Annotated in this window: 22 protein-coding genes; 21 read left to right on the top strand and 1 reads right to left on the bottom strand. The window is 32.7% G+C overall.

Going from position 1 to position 19,881, the window contains the following annotated elements; genetic code table 11:
* Window positions 1–49: 49 nt before the first annotated feature.
* Genes Q4517_RS07295 through Q4517_RS07225 form a run of 15 tightly spaced genes read left to right on the top strand, consistent with a single transcriptional unit; the run spans window position 50 to window position 11,924 of the window.
* Window positions 50–1,531 carry an NAD(P)/FAD-dependent oxidoreductase gene (locus Q4517_RS07295; protein WP_303507884.1) on the top strand — a complete coding sequence of 494 codons (1,482 nt, stop codon included), beginning with the start codon at window positions 50–52 and terminating at the stop codon, window positions 1,529–1,531.
* Complete coding sequence (locus tag Q4517_RS07290; RefSeq protein WP_303507883.1) at window positions 1,515–2,357, top strand: phytoene/squalene synthase family protein; 843 nt, start codon at window positions 1,515–1,517, stop codon at window positions 2,355–2,357. Before Q4517_RS07295 ends, Q4517_RS07290 begins: the two co-directional genes overlap by 17 nt.
* Window positions 2,354–2,800 (top strand): hypothetical protein, encoded by a 447-nt coding sequence (locus tag Q4517_RS07285; RefSeq protein ID WP_303507882.1) that lies wholly within the window; start codon window positions 2,354–2,356, stop codon window positions 2,798–2,800. Before Q4517_RS07290 ends, Q4517_RS07285 begins: the two co-directional genes overlap by 4 nt.
* A complete protein-coding gene (locus Q4517_RS07280; protein ID WP_303507881.1) occupies window positions 2,797–3,252 on the top strand; it encodes a sterol desaturase family protein in 456 nt (151 codons plus the stop codon). The genes Q4517_RS07285 and Q4517_RS07280 overlap by 4 nt, the downstream gene beginning before the upstream one ends.
* Complete coding sequence (locus Q4517_RS07275; protein WP_303507880.1) at window positions 3,249–3,950, top strand: lycopene cyclase domain-containing protein; 702 nt, start codon at window positions 3,249–3,251, stop codon at window positions 3,948–3,950. The genes Q4517_RS07280 and Q4517_RS07275 overlap by 4 nt, the downstream gene beginning before the upstream one ends.
* On the top strand, window positions 3,937–4,410 hold the full coding sequence (locus Q4517_RS07270; protein ID WP_303507879.1) for a TspO/MBR family protein: 474 nt from the start codon (window positions 3,937–3,939) through the stop codon (window positions 4,408–4,410). The genes Q4517_RS07275 and Q4517_RS07270 overlap by 14 nt, the downstream gene beginning before the upstream one ends.
* Window positions 4,411–4,413: 3 nt before the next feature.
* Entirely contained in the window at window positions 4,414–5,067 is a 654-nt protein-coding gene (locus Q4517_RS07265) for a TetR family transcriptional regulator C-terminal domain-containing protein (RefSeq protein ID WP_303507878.1), read from the top strand.
* Entirely contained in the window at window positions 5,064–6,374 is a 1,311-nt protein-coding gene (locus tag Q4517_RS07260; RefSeq protein ID WP_303507877.1) for an AarF/ABC1/UbiB kinase family protein, read from the top strand. The genes Q4517_RS07265 and Q4517_RS07260 overlap by 4 nt, the downstream gene beginning before the upstream one ends.
* Window positions 6,374–6,988 (top strand): flavin reductase family protein, encoded by a 615-nt coding sequence (locus Q4517_RS07255; RefSeq protein WP_303507876.1) that lies wholly within the window; start codon window positions 6,374–6,376, stop codon window positions 6,986–6,988. The genes Q4517_RS07260 and Q4517_RS07255 overlap by 1 nt, the downstream gene beginning before the upstream one ends.
* Entirely contained in the window at window positions 6,985–8,403 is a 1,419-nt protein-coding gene (locus tag Q4517_RS07250) for an SDR family oxidoreductase (RefSeq protein ID WP_303507875.1), read from the top strand. The genes Q4517_RS07255 and Q4517_RS07250 overlap by 4 nt, the downstream gene beginning before the upstream one ends.
* A gap of 2 nt (window positions 8,404–8,405) precedes the next feature.
* Window positions 8,406–9,083 (top strand): SDR family NAD(P)-dependent oxidoreductase, encoded by a 678-nt coding sequence (locus tag Q4517_RS07245; protein ID WP_303507874.1) that lies wholly within the window; start codon window positions 8,406–8,408, stop codon window positions 9,081–9,083.
* Window positions 9,084–9,094: 11 nt separating this feature from the next.
* Entirely contained in the window at window positions 9,095–9,619 is a 525-nt protein-coding gene (locus Q4517_RS07240; RefSeq protein WP_303507873.1) for a CIA30 family protein, read from the top strand.
* A gap of 1 nt (window position 9,620) precedes the next feature.
* Window positions 9,621–10,163 carry a glutathione peroxidase gene (locus Q4517_RS07235; RefSeq protein WP_408034051.1) on the top strand — a complete coding sequence of 181 codons (543 nt, stop codon included), beginning with the start codon at window positions 9,621–9,623 and terminating at the stop codon, window positions 10,161–10,163.
* The gene (locus tag Q4517_RS07230) at window positions 10,163–10,648 is read left to right on the top strand and encodes an SRPBCC family protein (protein WP_303507872.1); all 486 of its coding nucleotides are present in this window, start codon (window positions 10,163–10,165) and stop codon (window positions 10,646–10,648) included. Before Q4517_RS07235 ends, Q4517_RS07230 begins: the two co-directional genes overlap by 1 nt.
* A complete protein-coding gene (locus tag Q4517_RS07225; RefSeq protein WP_303507871.1) occupies window positions 10,638–11,924 on the top strand; it encodes a deoxyribodipyrimidine photo-lyase in 1,287 nt (428 codons plus the stop codon). The genes Q4517_RS07230 and Q4517_RS07225 overlap by 11 nt, the downstream gene beginning before the upstream one ends.
* 37 nt (window positions 11,925–11,961) lie before the next feature.
* Here Q4517_RS07225 and alaS read toward each other — a convergent pair whose 3' ends face one another.
* Window positions 11,962–14,577 carry an alanine--tRNA ligase gene (gene alaS / locus Q4517_RS07220; protein ID WP_303507870.1) on the bottom strand — a complete coding sequence of 872 codons (2,616 nt, stop codon included), beginning with the start codon at window positions 14,575–14,577 and terminating at the stop codon, window positions 11,962–11,964.
* A 153-nt stretch (window positions 14,578–14,730) separates the two neighbouring features.
* Here alaS and Q4517_RS07215 point away from each other — a divergent pair, with 153 nt between their 5' ends.
* The 6 genes from Q4517_RS07215 to Q4517_RS07190 all read left to right on the top strand — a co-directional run bounded on the left by Q4517_RS07215 (window position 14,731) and on the right by Q4517_RS07190 (window position 19,768).
* Window positions 14,731–15,699, top strand: a complete 969-nt coding sequence (locus Q4517_RS07215; protein ID WP_303507869.1) for a M23 family metallopeptidase — start codon at window positions 14,731–14,733, stop codon at window positions 15,697–15,699.
* A gap of 21 nt (window positions 15,700–15,720) precedes the next feature.
* A complete protein-coding gene (locus Q4517_RS07210; RefSeq protein ID WP_115900005.1) occupies window positions 15,721–16,050 on the top strand; it encodes a MerR family transcriptional regulator in 330 nt (109 codons plus the stop codon).
* Window positions 16,051–16,069: 19 nt separating this feature from the next.
* Window positions 16,070–16,666, top strand: coding sequence for a LemA family protein (locus tag Q4517_RS07205; protein WP_303507868.1), 597 nt, complete (start codon window positions 16,070–16,072; stop codon window positions 16,664–16,666).
* 6 nt (window positions 16,667–16,672) lie between these two features.
* Window positions 16,673–17,110 carry a TPM domain-containing protein gene (locus tag Q4517_RS07200; protein WP_303507867.1) on the top strand — a complete coding sequence of 146 codons (438 nt, stop codon included), beginning with the start codon at window positions 16,673–16,675 and terminating at the stop codon, window positions 17,108–17,110.
* Window positions 17,111–17,132: 22 nt separating this feature from the next.
* Window positions 17,133–17,978, top strand: a complete 846-nt coding sequence (locus Q4517_RS07195; RefSeq protein ID WP_303507866.1) for a YgcG family protein — start codon at window positions 17,133–17,135, stop codon at window positions 17,976–17,978.
* An 86-nt stretch (window positions 17,979–18,064) separates the two neighbouring features.
* On the top strand, window positions 18,065–19,768 hold the full coding sequence (locus Q4517_RS07190) for an alkaline phosphatase (RefSeq protein WP_303507865.1): 1,704 nt from the start codon (window positions 18,065–18,067) through the stop codon (window positions 19,766–19,768).
* Window positions 19,769–19,881 lie beyond the last annotated feature (113 nt).

Raw genomic sequence — 19,881 nt, 5'->3', positions numbered from 1 at the left:
GAAATATTTCTCGTTTATAGTTAATTTAATTATATTTATAAGAAATAATTTGAAAAAAAAAGTATACATAATAGGTTCAGGATTCTCATCTTTATCAGCTTCATGTTATTTAGCTAAGGCTGGATATGAAGTAGTAGTATTGGAAAAAAATGCTACAATTGGAGGTAGAGCGAGACAATTATTAAAAAACGGTTTTACTTTTGATATTGGTCCTACATGGTATTGGATGCCAGATGTTTTTGAAAATTTTTTTGCAGACTTTGGAAAGCTGCCTTCAGATTACTACGAGTTAGAAAGGTTAAGTCCTGCTTATGAAGTGTACTTTGGAAAAAAAGATTCAATTATAATTCCAGGAACATTAGATGAGATTTATGAGGTTTTTGAAAAAGAAGAAAAAGGAAGTTCAAAACACCTGAAGTCTTTTCTAAAATCAGCAAAATATAATTATGATGTTTCTATAAACGACTTAGTTTATAAACCAGGGATTTCTCCTCTAGAGCTTGTGACTCCTGTTACTATGGGGAAAATATTTCAGTTTTTTTCTACTATCAGACATGAAGTAAGAAAGAAAATTAAGAGTAAAAAGCTAATTCAAATTTTAGAGTTCCCAGTATTGTTTTTAGGAGCAAAACCTAGTAATACACCTGCTTTTTATAATTTTATGAATTATGCCGATTTTGGCTTAGGTACATGGCATCCAAAAGGAGGAATGTACAAAGTTGTTGAGGCTATGACAACTCTAGCTACTAGCTTAGGAGTAGAGTTTCAAACCAATGCAAATGTTGAAGAAATTGTAGTAAATGATAAAGGAGAAGCGATTGGGGTTGCGGTTGATGGAAAATTAATGGAATCTGATATAGTGTTAAGTGGAGCAGATTATCATCATACAGAAACTTTACTACCTAAATATCTAAGACAATATTCAGAAAGTTATTGGGATAAAAAAACATTTGCACCTTCATCATTACTCTTTTATGTAGGGTTTGATAAGAGATTAAAAAATGTATGTCATCATACACTGTTTTTTGATACAGATTTTGATGTGCATGCAAAAACAATATATGATGTTCCTAGTTGGCCAAAAGAACCATTATTTTATGCGAGCTTTCCCTCTATTACAGATGGTTCTTTTGCGCCAAATGGAAAAGAAGCAGCCACTTTTTTAATTCCGTTAGCTCCAGGTTTAGAAGATACACGAGAGTTGAGAGAACACTATTTTGATGTTATAATAGAGAGGTTAGAAAAGTTAACAGGGCAATCAGTAAAAGAACATGTATTGTTTAAAGAAAGTTTTTGTGTTAATGATTTTGTGAAAGAGTATAATTCGTACAAAGGAAATGCTTATGGGTTAGCCAATATTTTAACACAAACAGCATTTTTAAGACCAAAGATAAAGAGTAAAAAAGTAAAGAGTTTATTTTTTACAGGACAATTAACGGTGCCAGGACCAGGAGTTCCTCCTTCTTTAATTTCAGGAAAAATAGCTTCAGATTTAATTTTAAAAACGTACAAAGATGAAACAATTATTTGATGAGGTTTCTTATGCATGTAGTAAGTTAGTAACTCAAAAATACAGCACCTCATTTTCGTTAGCCACGAAGATGTTATCACCAAAAATACGTACAGATATTTATAATATTTATGGTTTTGTACGCTTTGCGGATGAAATAGTTGATTCTTTTCATCAGTACGATAAGAAACAATTATTATTAAAGTTTGAAAGAGATTATTACGAATCTAAGAATAGAGGAATTAGTTTAAACCCTATTTTAAATTCGTTTATACACACTGTAAATAAGTACAAAATTTCTGATGAGCAGGTTCAGGCTTTTTTAAAAAGTATGAAAGCAGATTTGTACAAAACAGTATATACAACTACAGAAGAGTATAATAAATATATCTATGGTTCTGCTGATGTTGTTGGGTTAATGTGTTTAAAGGTTTTTGTAAATGGGAATCAGCAAAAATATGAGGAACTAAAAGAGCCTGCAATGCGTTTAGGGTCAGCGTTTCAAAAAGTAAATTTTTTAAGAGACTTAAAAGAAGATTTTAACGAATTGAATAGGTCTTACTTTCCAAATATCAATTTTGGGGATTTAAGTACAGAAGGAAAAAATACAATTATTAAAGAAATAGAAGATGATTTTGATATTGCTTACAAAAACGGAATTTTAAAGTTGCCTGTTGAAGCAAAATTTGGAGTGTATATGGCATACAGATATTACAAAAAACTATTAAAAAAGCTAAAAAATACACCTTCAACAAAAATCATGGATACAAGAATTCGAATTTCAAACCCGATGAAAATTAATCTTCTAGCAAGAAGTTATGTAAGGTATAAATTAAACTTTCTATGATAAAAAGTGGTATCTTAGGAGTGCTGTTCTTTATGTCGATTATAGGCTTCAATAATGCACCTAATTTTGTTAAAGAATACCATGAATTAACTACTAAAGAAGCAGAGTTATCTTACATAAAAAAATATAAAAACAGTAAAGAAGTAAGTATTCAGGGGTATGTAATTTCTCTTGAAATGAAGCAGGCAAAATATAAAACAATGCCTTGGAGTAAACTAAAAGTTTTTAACACTAATAAAAACAAATTAGAAGAATTAATTTTAAAGAACCCTAACAATATCCATCTAAGGTATATAAGATTAGTAATACAAGAAAATACACCAGGTATTTTAGGATATACATCTTCTATTAAAAAAGACAAGCAGTTTTTAAAAGAGGTGCTTCAAAAAAAAGACAGTGTAAGTTATTTACACACATATATAATTAACAATACATCATTATGAATATAGCAATATATATAGCAGTAACTATACTAACGTTTATTGTTATGGAAGGTGTTACTTGGTGCACACATAAATATGTGATGCACGGTTTTGGTTGGTATTTACATGAAGACCACCATCAATCAGGATATCCACATGTTTTTGAAAAAAACGATGCTTTTTTCGTGGTCTTTGCAATTCCTAGTATCTTATTATTTTATTTCGGAATTCGACCAGAGTTAAATTTTTTGTTTTTTATAGGATTAGGTATTCTGTTGTATGGTATTGCTTATTTCTTGGTACATGATGTGTTAATTCATAGAAGATTTAAGTGGTTTGACAAAACACATAACCAATACTTAAAAGGATTACGAAAAGCACATAAAATTCATCACAAACATATGGGAAAACACGACGGAGAATGTTTCGGAATGTTGTTTGTACCCTTTAAATATTTTAATAAAAGACAGTGAGTCAGTATTTATATCTAATATTAAACCTAGGCAGTTTAAGTATTCCGCTATTGTATAGTGTTTTTGAAAAAAAACTACACTTTATACAATATTTCAAACAAGCAGCGCTTAGTATTTTGTTAGTTGCCTTGTTTTTTTTGATTTGGGACAGTTGGTTTACGCAAATAGGAGTGTGGGGCTTTAACCCTGATTACTATTTATCCTTAAAATTACTGCACATGCCAATAGAAGAATGGATGTTCTTCTTTTGTATACCTTATGCATGTTTATTTACACATGAAGCATTAAAATTTTTATTTCCAAAGTTTAAAATGTCAAAGTCAATGACAGTAATCATAAGCTTTTTACTCATAGTTTTAGTGAGTTTATTATTGGTTTTTAACTTCGGAAAGTGGTATACAACAGTTAACTTTATGCTATTCCTATTGCTGTTGGCTTATGCGTTAAAATATCATTTGAATACGTTACAAGAATATTATCCAAGCTTCTTGGTAATATTAGTTCCTTTTTTAATCGTCAACGGAATTTTAACAGGAAGTTTTATAGAAGAACCAGTTGTTTGGTATAACAACTCAGAAAACTTAGGATTTAGAATTTTCACCATACCCTTTGAAGACATTTTTTATGCATTTACAATGTTGTTTTCAGTACAATTAATCTTCAATTCTTTAAAAAGAAAAAAACTTGAAAGAAAATAAATACATACGATTTTTAATATTCCTAATAGCTAATTTTTCAGCTTTAGCTATTGGAGCTTGGTTAATGAACGAAGGGCCAAGAACAGATTGGTACTTATCTTTAAACAAAGCTCCATGGACACCGGCAGGTTGGGTTTTTGGAGCAGCATGGACAACCATTATGGTATTGTTTTCTGTATATATGACTAAAGTGAGTTTTCAACATGAATTTTTAAACAAAAAAGTACTCATTTTATATATAGACCAATGGATTTTAAACGTAAGTTGGAACTATATTTTCTTTAATCAACATTTAACAAAACTAGGTTTAGTAGTAATCGCTTTATTGTGGATACTCGTAGGTTATTTCACTTTTGAGTATGTAAAAAAAGTAAAATGGTATACACTATTTATTCTTCCGTATTTAATATGGATGACGATTGCAACTAGTCTCAACGCATACATTGTATTAAACAATTAAATCATGGCAAAAAAAAAGAATATAACTCAAGAAAAAATAATAGAATGGTATATGAACGCTGTACTATCAGCAGGTAAACCAAACTCCATATTTTCTTTCGCGCAAGAAAACAACTTTGAAGAGGCAGACTTTTACAAACATTTTTCAAGTTTTGAAAGTTTAGAAAAAGCTATTTTCGGAGTTTTTGCAAAAGAAACTATTCACTTATTGCATAAAACAGAAGCATACAAAGACTATTCATCAAAAGATAAACTATTAAGTTTTTACTTTACTTTTTTTGAACTGTTAACAGCTAACAGATCGTACGTATTGTTGCAATTCAAGGAAATGAAAACCGACTTTTCAAGATTATCTATATTGAAAGAGTTGCGAGTAGAATTTATTGATTTTGTAAACGGATTAGATCTTGAAAAAATTGACTTTAAAAATGAAAAAGTAAATAAAATTCAAGATAAAACTGTTACAGAAGGATATTGGATGCAGTTACTAATGATCTTAAAATTTTGGATTGATGACGAATCTCTTAATTTTGAAAAAACAGATCTTTTTATAGAGAAGTCAGTAAAGGCTAGTTTTGATATTCAACAAATAGGACCTGTAAAAAGTGTGATTGATTTAGCGAAATTTTTGTGGAAAGAAAAATCACCAATGACATGAAAACCTTAAACAAAATACCTACGTCAAAAATAGAACGAGCTACGAAGTTAGTTTCAACAGGAGTAAAAGTTGGTGTAAATTATGCTAAATACTACGGAAATAAAATCACCAAATCAGAAGAGGAAGCAAAAAAACAGCTCAACGAAGATAATGCTACTGATATTTACGATGGATTAAAAGAACTAAAAGGGTCCGCATTAAAAGTAGCACAAATGTTAAGTATGGAAAAAAATATTTTACCCAATGCTTATGTAGAAAAGTTTTCATTATCACAGTTTTCGGTTCCGCCATTGTCGGGGCCTTTAGTAACCAAAACGTTTAAAAAAAACTTCAACAAAACACCGGATGAAGTTTTTGATACGTTTGTAGCAGAATCTGTAAATGCAGCAAGCATAGGACAAGTTCATAAAGCTACAAAAGATGGAAAAGAACTAGCTGTAAAAATTCAATATCCTGGAGTTGCTGATAGTATTTCGACAGATTTGGCAATGGTTAAACCTATTGCGATGAAAATGTTTAACATTAAGGGAGAAGGTTCAGATGAGTACTTTAAAGAAGTTGAAGAAAAGCTTTTGGAAGAAACTAATTACGAATTAGAACTTGCACAGAGTAATGAAATCGCTGATGCCTGTAAACATATTCCAAACTTAAAATTCCCAAAATACTATCCAGACTTGTCATCAGATAGAATTTTAACAATGGATTGGATGTATGGAGTACACCTGTCAGAATTTACTAAAGAAGAACAAACTGAAGACGTTGCAAATAAACTAGGACAAGCTTTGTGGGACTTTTACATGTATCAAATGCACAAGCTAAAAAAAGTACATGCAGATCCGCATCCAGGGAATTTTTTAGTATCCAAATCAAATGAATTGATTGTTATAGATTTTGGATGTATGAAAGAAGTTCCTGAAAGTTTTTATGTGCCTTATTTCGAACTAGCGAAAAGAGATAATATAGATAATCCAGCTTTTTTTGAAAGTAAACTCTATGAATTAGAAATCTTAAGAAAAGACGATACGCCTGAAGAAATTACATTTTTTAAAGCATTGTTTTATGAAATGTTATCGCTTTTTACACAACCTTTTCAGCAAGAAGAATTTGATTTTTCAGACGAGGAGTTCTTCGGGAAGATAGCAGATTTAGGTCAGAAATATGCTAAAAGTACCGAGCTTAAAAAGATGAATGGAAATAGAGGTTCAAAACACTTTATTTATATCAACCGAACATTTTTTGGTTTGTATAACTTAATGCATGACTTAAAAGCAAATAAGGTAAAAATCAATAATTTTAACACGATATAATGCACATCACACGTCAACAAATAGACGAGTTTTCTCATTTGTATAAAATAAATTTGATGAATAGCATTTCTGGTTATAAACCAGCAAACCTTATTGCAACAAAATCTAATGACAACATAACCAATGTTGCAGTTTTTAGTTCGGTAGTGCATTATGGTTCAAGCCCAGTAATTTTAGGGTTTGTATTACGTCCTACAACCGTTGTTAGGAATACGTATAACAATATAAAAGAAACAGGATATTATACAATCAATGCTATTAATGAAGCAATAATTGAAGAAGCGCATCATACCTCGGCTAAATATCCTTCGGAAATTTCTGAATTTGATAAAACAAGACTATCAGAAGAATTTAAAAGTAACTTTCACGCTCCATTTGTAGCAGAATCCCCTTTACAAATAGGAATGAAGTTCTTAGAAGAATATCATATTAAAGCTAACGGAACTATTTTAGTTCTGGGAGAAGTAACTGATTTGTTTTTTAAAGACAGTATGCTTTCAGAAGATGGTTTTTTAAATCTATCCGAAGAAAAAATAGCAGCCATTAATGGATTAGATACTTATATGGTTGCAGAAAACTATACAAGATTATCATATCAAAGACCAAAGGAATGAAAATTTTAGTTACAGGCACAACAGGTTATATAGGAAAACGGTTAATTGTAAGGTTGCTAGAAAGCAATCACCAATTGGTTTGTTGTGTCCGTGATTTAGATAGAATACCAGATGAGTTTGAAAATAATTGGAATATTACTTTTATAAAAGTAGATTTTTTAAATACAGAAAACACAAGTTTTCCAAAAGATATCAATGCAGCGTATTATTTAATACATTCGATGGCTACAACATCAGAAAACTTTGAAAACTTAGAGTTAACCTGTGCAGAGAACTTTAAAAGTTTGATAGAGCCTACCAACTGTAAACAAGTTGTATACTTAAGCGGAATTGTAAATGATAATTCATTATCTAAACATTTGCAGTCAAGATACGAAGTAGAAAAAAAGCTACAATCAAACAGTTATGCATTAACAACCTTTAGAGCAGGAATTATTGTAGGAAGCGGAAGTGCTTCTTTTGAAATTATAAGAGATATTGTAGAAAAACTTCCAGTAATGGTAACTCCTAAATGGCTAAAAACAAAAACACAACCTATTGCGGTTAGAGACGTATTAGCTTTTTTAGAAAATAGTTTACAGGTTAAAGAAACCAACAATAAATCTTTTGATGTCTGCGGTCCTGAAATATTAACCTATAGAGAAATGTTATTACAGTTTGCTGAGGTAAGAGGTTTTAAAAGATATATTTACACACTCCCAGTTTTAACACCAAAGCTGTCTTCTTATTGGTTATATTTTGTAACATCAACCTCTTTTAACCTGGCGCAAGCCCTAGTGGATAGTATGAAGGTTGAAGTAATAGCAAAACCAAGTGCTATTAATACGTTACTTAATGTAGCGCCAATAACCTATAAAGAAGCGGTAGCATTAGCTTTTCAAAAAATAGAACAAAACGAAGTAATTTCTAGTTGGAAAGATGCTATGAGTAGTGGTGTTTTTCATGACCAATTAGCAAAACATATTCAAATACCTCAATACGGATGTTTTAAAGACATTAGAGTTAGAGAAGTGCAAAATGAAACAGAGACACTACATAAAATTTGGAGTATAGGAGGAGAAACAGGATGGTATAAATTCAATTTTCTTTGGAAGATAAGAGGATATGTAGATAAATTTTTTGGAGGTGTAGGTTTAAGAAGAGGAAGAAGGCACCCAGCAGAATTAGAGCCAGGAGACCCACTCGATTTTTGGAGAGTGTTATTGGCAGATAAAAAGAATAAGCGGTTGATTTTATTTGCTGAAATGAAATTACCTGGAGAAGCATGGTTAGAGTTTAAAATAGTAAAAGACAAATTATATCAAAGAGCAGTTTTTAGACCTAAAGGAATTTGGGGAAGAATGTATTGGTATGCTGTTTTACCTTTTCACGCATTTGTATTTAAAGGAATGATTAATCATTTGGTAAAAGCGTAATTATGAAAACAATTGTAGTAGTAGGAGGGAGTAGCGGTATAGGAAAAGCTATTATTAATAAGTTAAAAGACTCATACACCATTATAAACATTAGTAGAACAGTACCAGAAACTCATGAAAATATAAAACATTACACATGTGATGTTACCAAAGATGAACTTCCAGAATTAGAAGAAGTTCACGGATTAGTTTATTGTCCTGGTAGTATCAATCTAAAATCCTTTTCAAGATTAAAATTAGAAGACTTTCAATCCGATTTAGATATCAACGTTCTTGGAGCAATTAAAACATTGAAAGCTTATGAAAGCTCGCTGGCTCAAAATAATGGAAGTGTAGTGTTGTTTAGCACTGTAGCTTCGTTTTTAGGAATGCCTTTTCATGCAAGCATTGCAACAAGTAAATCGGCAATAGAAGGACTTACAAAATCACTAGCGGCAGAATATGCGACTAAAGTTAGATTCAATGCAATTGCTCCTACGGTAACAGATACACCTTTGGCAGCTCGTTTGTTGCGAAATGAAAAGCAACAAGAGAGTATGCAGGACAGACATCCGTTAAAAAAATATTTAAAAGCAGAAGAAGTGGCAAGTTTAGCCGCTTATTTATTGTCTGACGAAGCATCAGCAATTACTGGGCAAATAATTCCTATGGATGCAGGAATTGTAAGTGTAAAAATTTAAAAAAGTAAAGAATGAAATGGCTTTTAATTCTAAGTTTTCTTATGTTTTTGAATGATGAAATTATATTTTTTGATAAAGATAATAACGCTCAAAGATGGTATATCGTTAACGATGCTGTAATGGGAGGTATTTCTAGCTCTTCTGTAAAAATTAATGAGAAAGGACGTTTAGCTTTTTCAGGAAGAGTTTCTACTGAAAATAATGGTGGATTTGCTATGACGAGAATGCCAACAGACATAAATTTAAACAAACAACACTCAAAGATTATATTAAGAGTAAAAGGAGATGGAAAACAGTATCAACTACGATTAAAATCAAATGAGTCTCAGCGTTACTCTTATGTACAAGTATTTAGAACAAATACACAAGAACAAGAAATTATATTACCACTAACAGGGTTTTATCCTGCTTTTAGAGGTAGAAAGTTAAACTTTGGTAATTTTTCTGCTAACCAAATAAAAGAAGTAGCAATTTTAATAGGAAATAAAAAAGACGAAGATTTTTCGTTAGAAATCATAAAAATAGCAATTCAATAAAATGAACACAGTAAAAATATTTTTAATCATGGCATTATTTAGTTTTTCAGGCAAAGCACAAACCGTGGAGCCTAAAGAATCGTTATACGATATAAAAATTGAAGGTATTAATGGAGATAACCTAGATCTTCATCAATTCAAAGGGAAGAAAATATTATTTGTAAACGTAGCTTCAAAATGTGGTTTTACAAATCAGTATGAAGGTTTACAAGAACTATACACAAAACATAAGGATAAATTAGTAATTGTAGGATTGCCATGTAATCAATTTGGAGGCCAAGAACCAGGAACAATAAAAGAAATTCAATCTTTTTGTAGTGTAACCTATGGAATAGGTTTTCCTATGACAGAAAAAATTGAGGTTAAAGGAGAAAATCAACATCCGTTATACCAATGGCTAACACAAAAAGAGAAAAACGGAAAAATGAGTTCTTCGGTAAAATGGAATTTTCAAAAATATTTGGTAGATGAAGAAGGAAGGTTAGTTGATGTTTTTTATTCAATAACCAAGCCAATGAGTAAGAAAATCACCAAACTGTTATAATGATTCATTTCAAAAAACATTCAGGAATTTATACTTTATCAACAGAGCAGATTTTAAACGTTCCGTTGAAGCAAGCATGGAAATTTTTCAGTGCTCCAGGAAATTTGCAAAAAATAACCCCTTCACACATGGGGTTTCAAATTACTTCAGAGGTTGATAAAAAAGCCTATGCAGGACAAATAATTACCTACAAAGTAGGAATTTTACCAGGTATTAAGTCTAGTTGGGTTACTGAAATTACACAAGTAAAAGAACAACAATTTTTTATAGATGAACAGCGATTTGGTCCTTATAGCATGTGGCATCACGAACATTGGTTTGAAGGGTTGTCAGAAGGAAAAACGTTAATGAAAGACAAAATTTCATACAAAATACCTTTTGGTTTTTTAGGGCATATCGCCCAATCAATCTTTATAAAAAGGCAGTTAAAAGGAATTTTTAAACACCGTTATAGTACGTTAGAAAAATTATTTAATGGAAGATAAAGTATCGATTTTTTGGTTTCGTCGAGATTTACGTTTAGAAGATAATAAAGGTTTGTATGAAGCACTGCAATCAGGAAATAAAGTAGTTCCGTTATTTATTTTTGATGAAGATATTTTAGAAAGTCTTCCTAAAGATGATGCACGCGTAACGTTTATTTACCAAACGTTGCAAAAGCTTGATGAGGAGTTAAAAACCCATCAATCATCTCTTATCCTTAAAAAAGGAAAACCTTTAGCAATTTGGAAAGAACTAGCCAAAGAGTATAGAATTGAAGCAGTTTATACCAACAAAGATTACGAGCCTTATGCAATTAAAAGAGATAAAGAAGTAGCTGACTTTTTAGCATCAAAAGGAATAAGATTTAATGCTTTTAAAGATCAAGTAATTTTTGAAGAGAACGAAGTTTTAAAAAACGATGGAACTCCATATACAGTTTTCACACCTTATAAAAACAAGTGGTTGCAAAACTTCTCAGAAAAGAAAGATACGCAAGAGTTTACGATCGACTTTGCTAACTTTTATCATTTTTCATCTGAATTTCCATCATTAGCTTCCATAGGTTTTGAAGAAAGTACAATTAAAGTAAAACCATATAACTTATCTAATTTGGATTTGTATGATGAGGTGAGGGATTTTCCTGCTGAAGATAAAACTTCGTATTTGTCACCTTATTTACGTTTTGGGTTGGTAAGTACTCGAAAAATGGTTCGTTTTGCTTTAAAAACTAACCAAACTTTTTTAAGTGAACTGATTTGGCGTGAGTTTTTTATGCAGATTTTATATCACTTTCCAAAAGTAGTTACCCAGAACTTCAAACAAAAGTACGATGCAGTTCCTTGGAGGAACAACGAAGAAGAATTTAAAAAATGGTGTGAAGGTAAAACTGGGTATCCGATGGTAGATGCTGGTATGCGAGAGCTAAACGAAACAGGGTACATGCACAACAGAGTACGAATGATAACCGCAGGGTTTTTATGCAAGCATTTATTGATAGATTGGCGTTGGGGAGAAGCATACTTTGCCGAAAAATTGTTAGATTATGATTTGTCGGCAAACAACGGGAATTGGCAATGGGCAGCAGGTACAGGTTGCGATGCAGCTCCGTATTTTAGAGTGTTTAACCCAGAATCTCAGTTAAAAAAGTTTGATAAAGAGTTACACTATGTTAAAAAATGGGTAAAAGACTTTGATGAGTTAACCTATCCGCAACCAATGGTAGAACACAAACTTGCGAGAGAACGAGCGATAAGTACCTATAAAAAAGCATTACAATAAAAAAGGTTCAGAATTTTCTGAACCTTTTTTGTATGTATTAAGCAATATAGTCTTTTGCTCTTTCTAATGCTTTTGGAATTCCTCCAGGGTTTTTACCTCCTGCAGTAGCAAAGAAGTTTTGTCCACCACCACCACCGTGGATTAGTTTTCCTAATTCTCTAACAACCTTTCCAGCATCGTATCCTTTTTCGTTAGCTAAGTCTTTAGAAATATAACAAGTTAACATAGCCTTTTCAGCAGAAGGAGCAGTAGCAAATACCACAAATAAATTGTTGACTTCTCCTCCTAACTCAAATAATAAATTTTTAATGCTATTAGGATCTAAATCTACTTTAGTTGCTAAAAACTGAACCCCATTTACTTCTTGTAACTGGTTTTTAAGTTCACCTTTCATGTTTTTAGCTTTATCTTTTAATAGTTGCTCAACTTGCTTTTTTAAAGCAGCATTTTCATCTTGTAAGCTATTTACCGATTTAGCAACATTTTTAGGGTTTTTTAATAATTGTTTTACCGCATCGTAGTTACGCTCAACGCCTTCAAAGTAATCACCAACAGCTACATTCGTAATCGCTTCAATTCTTCTGATTCCAGCAGCAACAGCACCTTCCGATTTTATTTTAAAATACCAAATATCACCTGTTTGTTGTACATGTGTTCCACCACATAATTCCATTGATTGTCCAAAACGGATGGTACGAACACTATCACCATACTTTTCACCAAATAAAGCTACGGCACCTTCGTCAATAGCTTGTTGCATTGGTATATTTCTTTGCTCTTGTAACGGAAGGTTTTCACGAATACGAGCGTTCACAAATTCCTCAACAGCTTCTAATTGATCTTTGTCTACTTTAGAAAAGTGAGAAAAATCAAAACGTAAATGCTCTGGACTAACTAAAGAACCTTTTTGCTCCACATGCTCACCTAATATAGTGCGTAAAGCTTGGTGCAATAAATGTGTTGCAGAGTGGTTACTTGCTGCTAATTTTCTAAAATCATTACTAACAATTGCTTTGAAGGTCTCGTGTAAATTGTTAGGTAGGTGTTTGGTGTAATGAATAATTACATTATTCTCTTTCTTAGTGTCTAATACGTGAATAACATCCCCATTTGGAGACTCTATATGTCCTTTATCACCAACTTGTCCACCACCTTCTGGATAAAAAGGAGTCATATTGAATACCAGTTGATATTGGTCTCCATCTTTTTTCGTGGTAACTTTTCTGTAACGAGTTAGTTTTACGTTGGCAGCCAACATATCGTAGCCAATAAACTCTTCTACATCATCTTCAATTAAAACAACCCAATCGCCAGTTTCGCTAGCAGAAGCAGCACGAGAACGCTCTTTTTGAGCTTTCATTCCAGCATTAAACTCTTCTTCATTGATTTCATATCCTTTTTCACGAGCAATTAACTGCGTTAAATCTAAAGGAAATCCATAGGTGTCATATAGTTCAAAAGCACGTTTACCAGAAACAACTTTACCATTAGTTGTCGTAATAATTTGGTCTAATAATAATAATCCTTGGTCTAGGGTACGTAAGAAAGAACTTTCTTCTTCTTTTATAACATTATGTACTAAGTTACTTTGCTTTCTAATCTCAGGAAAAGCATCACCCATTTGGTGGGCTAAGGTTTCCACTAACTTATAAATAAAAGGTTCTTTTTGGTTTAAGAAAGTAAATCCGTAGCGAATTGCACGACGTAAAATTCTACGAATTACATAACCCGCACCGTTATTACTTGGTAATTGACCATCGGCAATGGCAAATGCAACCGCACGAACATGGTCAGCAATCACACGAATAGCAATATCAATTTTTTCATCTTTACCGTATTTAGATCCAGTAATTGTTTCAACTTCACGAATTAAAGGAGTAAATACATCAGTATCGTAATTAGATTGAACGCCTTGTAATACCATACATAAACGCTCAAACCCCATACCAGTATCAATATGTTTTGAAGGAAGATCTACCAAAGAACCATTAGCTTTACGGTTGTACTGCATAAAAACTAAGTTCCAAATCTCTACAACTTGAGGATGGTCTTCATTCACTAACGATTTTCCATCAACATTAGCTTTTTCTTCAGCAGAACGAATATCAACATGAATTTCGGAACACGGACCACAAGGACCTTGTTCACCCATTTCCCAAAAGTTATCTTTTTTGTTCCCCATTAAAATACGATCTTCAGCAATGTACTGTTTCCAAATATCGTATGCTTCTTGATCCATTTTTGTACCATCACTTTCATCACCTTCAAACACAGTTACGTACAAAATATCTTTATCTACTTTATAAACCTCAGTCAGCAATTCCCAAGCCCAAGCAATAGCTTCTTTCTTAAAATAATCACCAAAACTCCAGTTACCTAGCATCTCAAACATGGTGTGGTGGTAAGTATCGTAACCAACCTCTTCCAAATCGTTGTGTTTACCAGAAACACGTAAACACTTTTGACTATCAGAAATTCTGCCATTTTTAGGAGTAGAGTTTCCTAAGAAAAACTCCTTAAATGGCACCATACCAGCGTTGGTAAACATTAAAGTAGGGTCGTTCTTTAACACCATAGGTGCTGAAGGAACTATTTCGTGTTGTTTTGATTTAAAATAATCTAAAAATTTAGCTCTAATATCTTGAGATTTCATACAACTCTGGGTATCTGTATTTTGTTAAAATATATTTAAAAAACTGCTTGTAAAAAGAAGTTTTAAAAGATTTTGTAAATTTGTGGGTTTTCAAATTGTACATCCCCTTAGGATGCTTCATTTAAAAAGCACAAAAATAGTACATTTAGGATTATGGCAAAAGTAAAATATTATTATGACCCAGACACTTTATCGTATAGAAAGATAGAGGTTAGGAGAAGTGAAAAGTATAAAAAAACTTTTTTTGGAATACTTAGTTTTTTATTAATTGCTTTTTTTGGTTTTATAGGTTTTAGTCAGTTTTTAATGTCTCCAAAAGAGCGCGCTCAAAAAAGAGAATTAGAAAACTTAAAATTACATTATGAGTTGCTTTCAAAAAAGATGGAAGAAAGCGCTGAAATCTTAACTGATTTACAAAAAAGAGATAATAATATTTATAGAACATATTTTGAGGCAAGTCCAATACCAGAAGAGCAACGAAAAGCAGGTTTTGGAGGTGTAAATAGATATAAACATTTAGATGGTTTTGATAACAGCTCTATGGTAAAAAAGGTAACCAAAGAGCTAGATATTTTATCAAAGCAAATGGTAGTACAATCAAAATCGTTGGATGAGATTGTTGAATTAGCCAAAGAAAAAGAAAAAATGTTGGCTTCTATACCAGCTATTCAGCCTGTAAAAAATCAAGATTTAAAAAGAATGGCATCGGGGTATGGAATGCGTTTACACCCTATATTAAAGTCGTGGCGTATGCATAATGGAATGGATTTTACCGCACCAACAGGCACGCCAATCTTTGCATCAGGAAACGGTATTGTTAAAAAAGCACATAGAAGTTCTACTTTTGGTAAAGTGGTTTATATAAATCATGGATACGGATACCAAACCATTTATGCTCACATGAGTAAAATTATAGCAAAGAGAGGGCAGAAAATAAAGCGTGGTGATTTAATAGGGTATGTTGGAAACACAGGACGTTCTGCAGCACCACACTTACATTACGAAGTACATAAAAACGGTAGACCTGTAAATCCTATTTACTATTATTACGGAGATTTAACTCCAGAAGAATTTGCAGCCATGCAAAAAGCTTCACAACAAAAAGGTCAGTCGTATGACTAAACACATAACAAGCTGTGAAAAATGTATGTAGACTTACCTGATAAACGATATTATAGAATAGGTGAAGTCGCTAAAGCTTTTGGGGTAAATAGTTCACTCATTAGGTTTTGGGATAAAGAGTTTGAAATCATCAATCCTAAAAAAAATGCTAAAGGTGATCGGTTGTTTACACAAGAAGACGTAAAAAACTTTAAAATTATTTACAACCTTGTAAAAGAAAGAGGGTTTACTTTAGACGGCGCAAAACAAAAGCTAAAGAAAAACCCAGCAGGAGTCTTAAATAATCAGGAAATTATTAGTAGATTAGAAACTGTAAAAGCAGAATTAATTAAAATCAAAAATCAATTATAATTACAAAAAATCAAAGATTATGAAAAAATGGTTAGTGCCTTTAATTATTATAGGAGTTCTAGTATTTGGAATTTATTCATGGGCAAAAGGATTTTATAATACCGCAGTAACATACCAAGAAGATGCTAAAACTACATGGTCTAATGTAGAGAGTTCTTATCAACGAAGAAGTGATTTAATTAAGAACTTAATTAAAACAGTACAAGGAGCAGCCGATTTTGAAAAAAGTACGTTAACAGAGGTAATCAATGCAAGAGCAAAAGCAACTTCTGTAAACATTAATACTGGTGACTTAACACCAGATAAAATGGCACAATTTCAACAAGCACAAACAGGGTTAAGCGGAGCTTTATCTAAGTTATTAGTATCTGTAGAGCGTTATCCAGATATCAAAGCAAACAAAAACTTCTTAGAATTACAAAGTCAGTTAGAAGGAACAGAAAATAGAATTAACGTAGCACGTGACCGTTATAACGAAAGCGTTAATAAGTATAACAAGCATATTAAAATGTTTCCTGGTAACTTGTTAGCGGGGATGTTTAACTTAACTGAAATGGCACGTTACAAGGCTGATGCAGGTTCAGAGAATGCGCCTGATGTAGATTTTAAATTCTAAAAATATATGTCTAAAGTAGAAGATTTTCTTACTGCCAAAGAAGAAGAGGAAATCGTTCAGGCTATTAGAGAAGCAGAACGAAATACTTCTGGTGAAATTCGTGTACATATAGAGAGAACTACGGAAGGTTCTCACTATGACCGAGCACTAGAAGTATTTCAAATGCTTAAAATGTTTAATACCCAGCAACGAAACGGTGTGTTGTTGTACATCGCTGTTGACGATCATATATTTGTAATTTACGGTGATGAAGGTATTAACAACGTGGTTCCCGATAACTTTTGGGAAACAACCAAAGAAGCCATCCAAAACCAATTTAAACAAGGAGATTTTAAACAAGGAATTATAGATGGTGTGCTAAAAGCAGGAAAAGAATTACAAGCTCACTTTCCGTGGACTACAGATGATGAAGATGAGCTAAGCAACGAAATATCAAAAGGCTAAAACCTTCACAGAAGGAAGAAATATGATAAAGAATATAACGTCATTATATAAAAGAACAAGCAAGTTACAAAACGTAAAAGTTGTTCTTTTTTTTATTGCATTTTTATGCGGACACACTCTTTTTTCACAAGGATTTGAAATTCCAGAAACACCTAAAGAGCAAACAAGTGTTTACGATTATGTAAACCTTTTATCACCAAGTCAAAAAGCAAGCTTAGAAAATAAGCTAATTAAGTATTCTGATACCACTTCAACACAAGTAGTGGTAGCAATTATAAGCTCTACAAAAGGAGAAGAAATAGGCTACTTAGCAACCAATTGGGCGCATGAATGGGGAATAGGACAAGAAAAGGAAGACAACGGAGTATTTATGTTGTTGGCAAAAGACGATCATAAAATAACCATCCGAACAGGTTATGGAACCGAACACCTATTAACCGATTATGTTTCTCGACAAATTATAGAGTACGATATTATTCCTTATTTTAAACAAGGTGACTATTATGCTGGGTTAAATAGTGGAGTAGATGCTGTTTTTAAGGTAATGAGTGGTGAGTATAAGGGAAGTAGAAAAGAATCTAAAGGAACCAACTTTGGGTTTATTATCTTTATCATTATTCTAATAGTATTCTTTATCATTATCTCAAGCGGAAGTAAAGGAAACCGTGGAGGAGGAAGAGGCTACAGAAAATCGGATGTAGCAAGAGGTATTTTAGAAACCATTATTTTAAGCAACGCTGGTAGAGGCGGTTTTGGCGGCGGAAGCTTCGGTGGAGGATCGTCAGGAGGCTTTGGAGGCGGAGGCGGCTTCGGCGGAGGTTTCGGAGGCGGAGGCTTTGGTGGTGGTGGAGCCACAGGTGGCTGGTAGTAACTTCATTTATTTAGTAAAGGTTAGGTAACGTTAAAGCAACGTTGAAATAGTACTTATGCAGGGAAATTAAAAGACCCCTATGTATGAAGACTAACATTAAAAGAAGAAACTTTTTAAGAAACTCATTATTAGTAACTGGAGGACTACTTTTAGTCCCTAACTTTATTAGTTGCAAAGATGATGATATTGATGAATTACCTATTCCAGATAATTTAGGAGAGAAAAACTTTGAGCAAGGAGTTGCTAGTTTTGATCCTACAAACTCGCAAGTTATTATTTGGACTCGTTACACCACCCAAAACGCTTCAGCAACCTTAATTTGGCAACTGGCAAAAGATAAAAACTTTAAAGACGTTGTTCGTCAAGCAGAAATAACTACTGATGCTTCAAGAGATTTTACCGTAGCTGTTGAAATTAAAGACTTAGATGCAGGACAAAAACTATACTACCGTTTTGTAAGTGTTGATGATAAAGCAACATCGCCAGTAGGAGAAACCTTAACGTTTAGCGAATCAATTAGTGAAGTAAAACTAGCAGTAGCATCTTGTGCAAACTTTGCCTACGGTTACTTTAACGTATATGAAGAAATAAAAAAATCGGATGCAGATGTTGTCATCCACCTAGGAGATTATATATACGAATACGGAGAGAACACTTACGGTTCGTTTAGAACACCAGAGCCTAAAGGTGAAATTATTTCGTTAGATGATTATCGTATCCGCTACCGCCAATACCGTTCAGACGAGCAATTAAAAGAATTGCACAGAACCAAACCTTTTATTTGTGTTTGGGATGACCATGAGGTAGCTAACGATACGTATAAAGACGGAGCGGAAAATCATCAAGAAAATGAAGGTAGTTTTACTTCAAGAAAACAAAGTGCCTTAAAAGCGTATAGCGAATACTTACCTAACATGACGAATTTGGTAGATAATTCAATTATTTACAGAAACTTGAAAATTGGAAGTTTGATAGATTTAATTATGTTAGATACGCGTGTTGTTGGTAGAGATAAGCAGCTAGAATATTCAGCGTATTATGATGAAAAAGGAGCGTTTGATGCAGCGGCTTTTCAGCAAGCATGGTTAAACCCACAACCTACACTTTTAGGAACTACCCAATTAGGATGGTTAGAAAGTGAATTAGCAGCTAGTAATAGTACGTGGCAAATTATAGGACAGCAAGTTTTAATGGGAAAAATGTTAATTCCTGCTGAACTACTAACACTTTTAGCAACAGTAGTGGCAGAAGCATCGGCAACAGGTGGGGCAAGTGAAGCAACTTTTAATCAATTTAAAAAGACGATAACAGAATTAGTAACTATTAAAACAAGAGTTTTACAAAACGACCCTACGTTAACAGCAGAAGAAAAAGCAAGAGTACAAACCGTATTGCCATATAACTTAGATGCTTGGGATGGCTATTTTATGGAGAGAGAACGCATTTTAGCAAGCTTTAAAAATAAAAATGTAGTAGTGCTGGCAGGAGATACTCACAATGCGTGGTATAGCGATTTAAAAGATAATTCTGGAGAAAAAGTAGCCGTAGAGGTAGCTACAAGTTCAGTATCATCGCCAGGATTAGAAACTTACTTAGGAGCATCTGCAACAGAATTAGAAGGCGCCTTAGGCTTGTTAATAGACGATTTACAATACAGTAATTTCTCTCAAAGAGGCTATATGAAACTTACAGTAACAGCAGCAGGTATACAAACTGACTGGAACTATGTAGATACTGTTACCAACAAAACCTACTCAAATAGTATAGGGAAAACGGTAACTTTATAATTACATAACCTGTTGTGCATTTTTGAAGTTTTTTGTCGAAAGAATGTCTGTTCGAGTGATTTTCGATAGAAAATCGTATAGAGAACAACAATCTAAGATGTAAAATTTTATTC

It is taken from the genome of Tenacibaculum sp. 1_MG-2023, from assembly GCF_030547425.1.
Lineage (GTDB): Bacteria > Bacteroidota > Bacteroidia > Flavobacteriales > Flavobacteriaceae > Polaribacter.
The sequence above is the reverse complement of the archived record's forward strand: the minus strand, read 5'-3'. Positions and strand labels throughout refer to the sequence as shown.

Excerpts from the sequence above, each read along its gene's own strand:
- Q4517_RS07290 (WP_303507883.1), top strand. The coding sequence starts at position 1,515 with ATGAAACAATTATTTGATGAGGTTTCTTATGCATGTAGTAAGTTAGTA.
- Q4517_RS07285 (WP_303507882.1), top strand. The coding sequence starts at position 2,354 with ATGATAAAAAGTGGTATCTTAGGAGTGCTGTTCTTTATGTCGATTATA.
- Q4517_RS07280 (WP_303507881.1), top strand. The coding sequence starts at position 2,797 with ATGAATATAGCAATATATATAGCAGTAACTATACTAACGTTTATTGTT.
- Q4517_RS07265 (WP_303507878.1), top strand. The coding sequence starts at position 4,414 with ATGGCAAAAAAAAAGAATATAACTCAAGAAAAAATAATAGAATGGTAT.
- Q4517_RS07260 (WP_303507877.1), top strand. The coding sequence starts at position 5,064 with ATGAAAACCTTAAACAAAATACCTACGTCAAAAATAGAACGAGCTACG.
- Q4517_RS07255 (WP_303507876.1), top strand. The coding sequence starts at position 6,374 with ATGCACATCACACGTCAACAAATAGACGAGTTTTCTCATTTGTATAAA.
- Q4517_RS07250 (WP_303507875.1), top strand. The coding sequence starts at position 6,985 with ATGAAAATTTTAGTTACAGGCACAACAGGTTATATAGGAAAACGGTTA.
- Q4517_RS07245 (WP_303507874.1), top strand. The coding sequence starts at position 8,406 with ATGAAAACAATTGTAGTAGTAGGAGGGAGTAGCGGTATAGGAAAAGCT.
- Q4517_RS07240 (WP_303507873.1), top strand. The coding sequence starts at position 9,095 with ATGAAATGGCTTTTAATTCTAAGTTTTCTTATGTTTTTGAATGATGAA.
- Q4517_RS07235 (WP_408034051.1), top strand. The coding sequence starts at position 9,621 with ATGAACACAGTAAAAATATTTTTAATCATGGCATTATTTAGTTTTTCA.
- Q4517_RS07230 (WP_303507872.1), top strand. The coding sequence starts at position 10,163 with ATGATTCATTTCAAAAAACATTCAGGAATTTATACTTTATCAACAGAG.
- Q4517_RS07225 (WP_303507871.1), top strand. The coding sequence starts at position 10,638 with ATGGAAGATAAAGTATCGATTTTTTGGTTTCGTCGAGATTTACGTTTA.
- alaS (WP_303507870.1), bottom strand. The coding sequence starts at position 14,577 with ATGAAATCTCAAGATATTAGAGCTAAATTTTTAGATTATTTTAAATCA.
- Q4517_RS07215 (WP_303507869.1), top strand. The coding sequence starts at position 14,731 with ATGGCAAAAGTAAAATATTATTATGACCCAGACACTTTATCGTATAGA.
- Q4517_RS07210 (WP_115900005.1), top strand. The coding sequence starts at position 15,721 with ATGTATGTAGACTTACCTGATAAACGATATTATAGAATAGGTGAAGTC.
- Q4517_RS07205 (WP_303507868.1), top strand. The coding sequence starts at position 16,070 with ATGAAAAAATGGTTAGTGCCTTTAATTATTATAGGAGTTCTAGTATTT.
- Q4517_RS07200 (WP_303507867.1), top strand. The coding sequence starts at position 16,673 with ATGTCTAAAGTAGAAGATTTTCTTACTGCCAAAGAAGAAGAGGAAATC.
- Q4517_RS07195 (WP_303507866.1), top strand. The coding sequence starts at position 17,133 with ATGATAAAGAATATAACGTCATTATATAAAAGAACAAGCAAGTTACAA.
- Q4517_RS07190 (WP_303507865.1), top strand. The coding sequence starts at position 18,065 with ATGAAGACTAACATTAAAAGAAGAAACTTTTTAAGAAACTCATTATTA.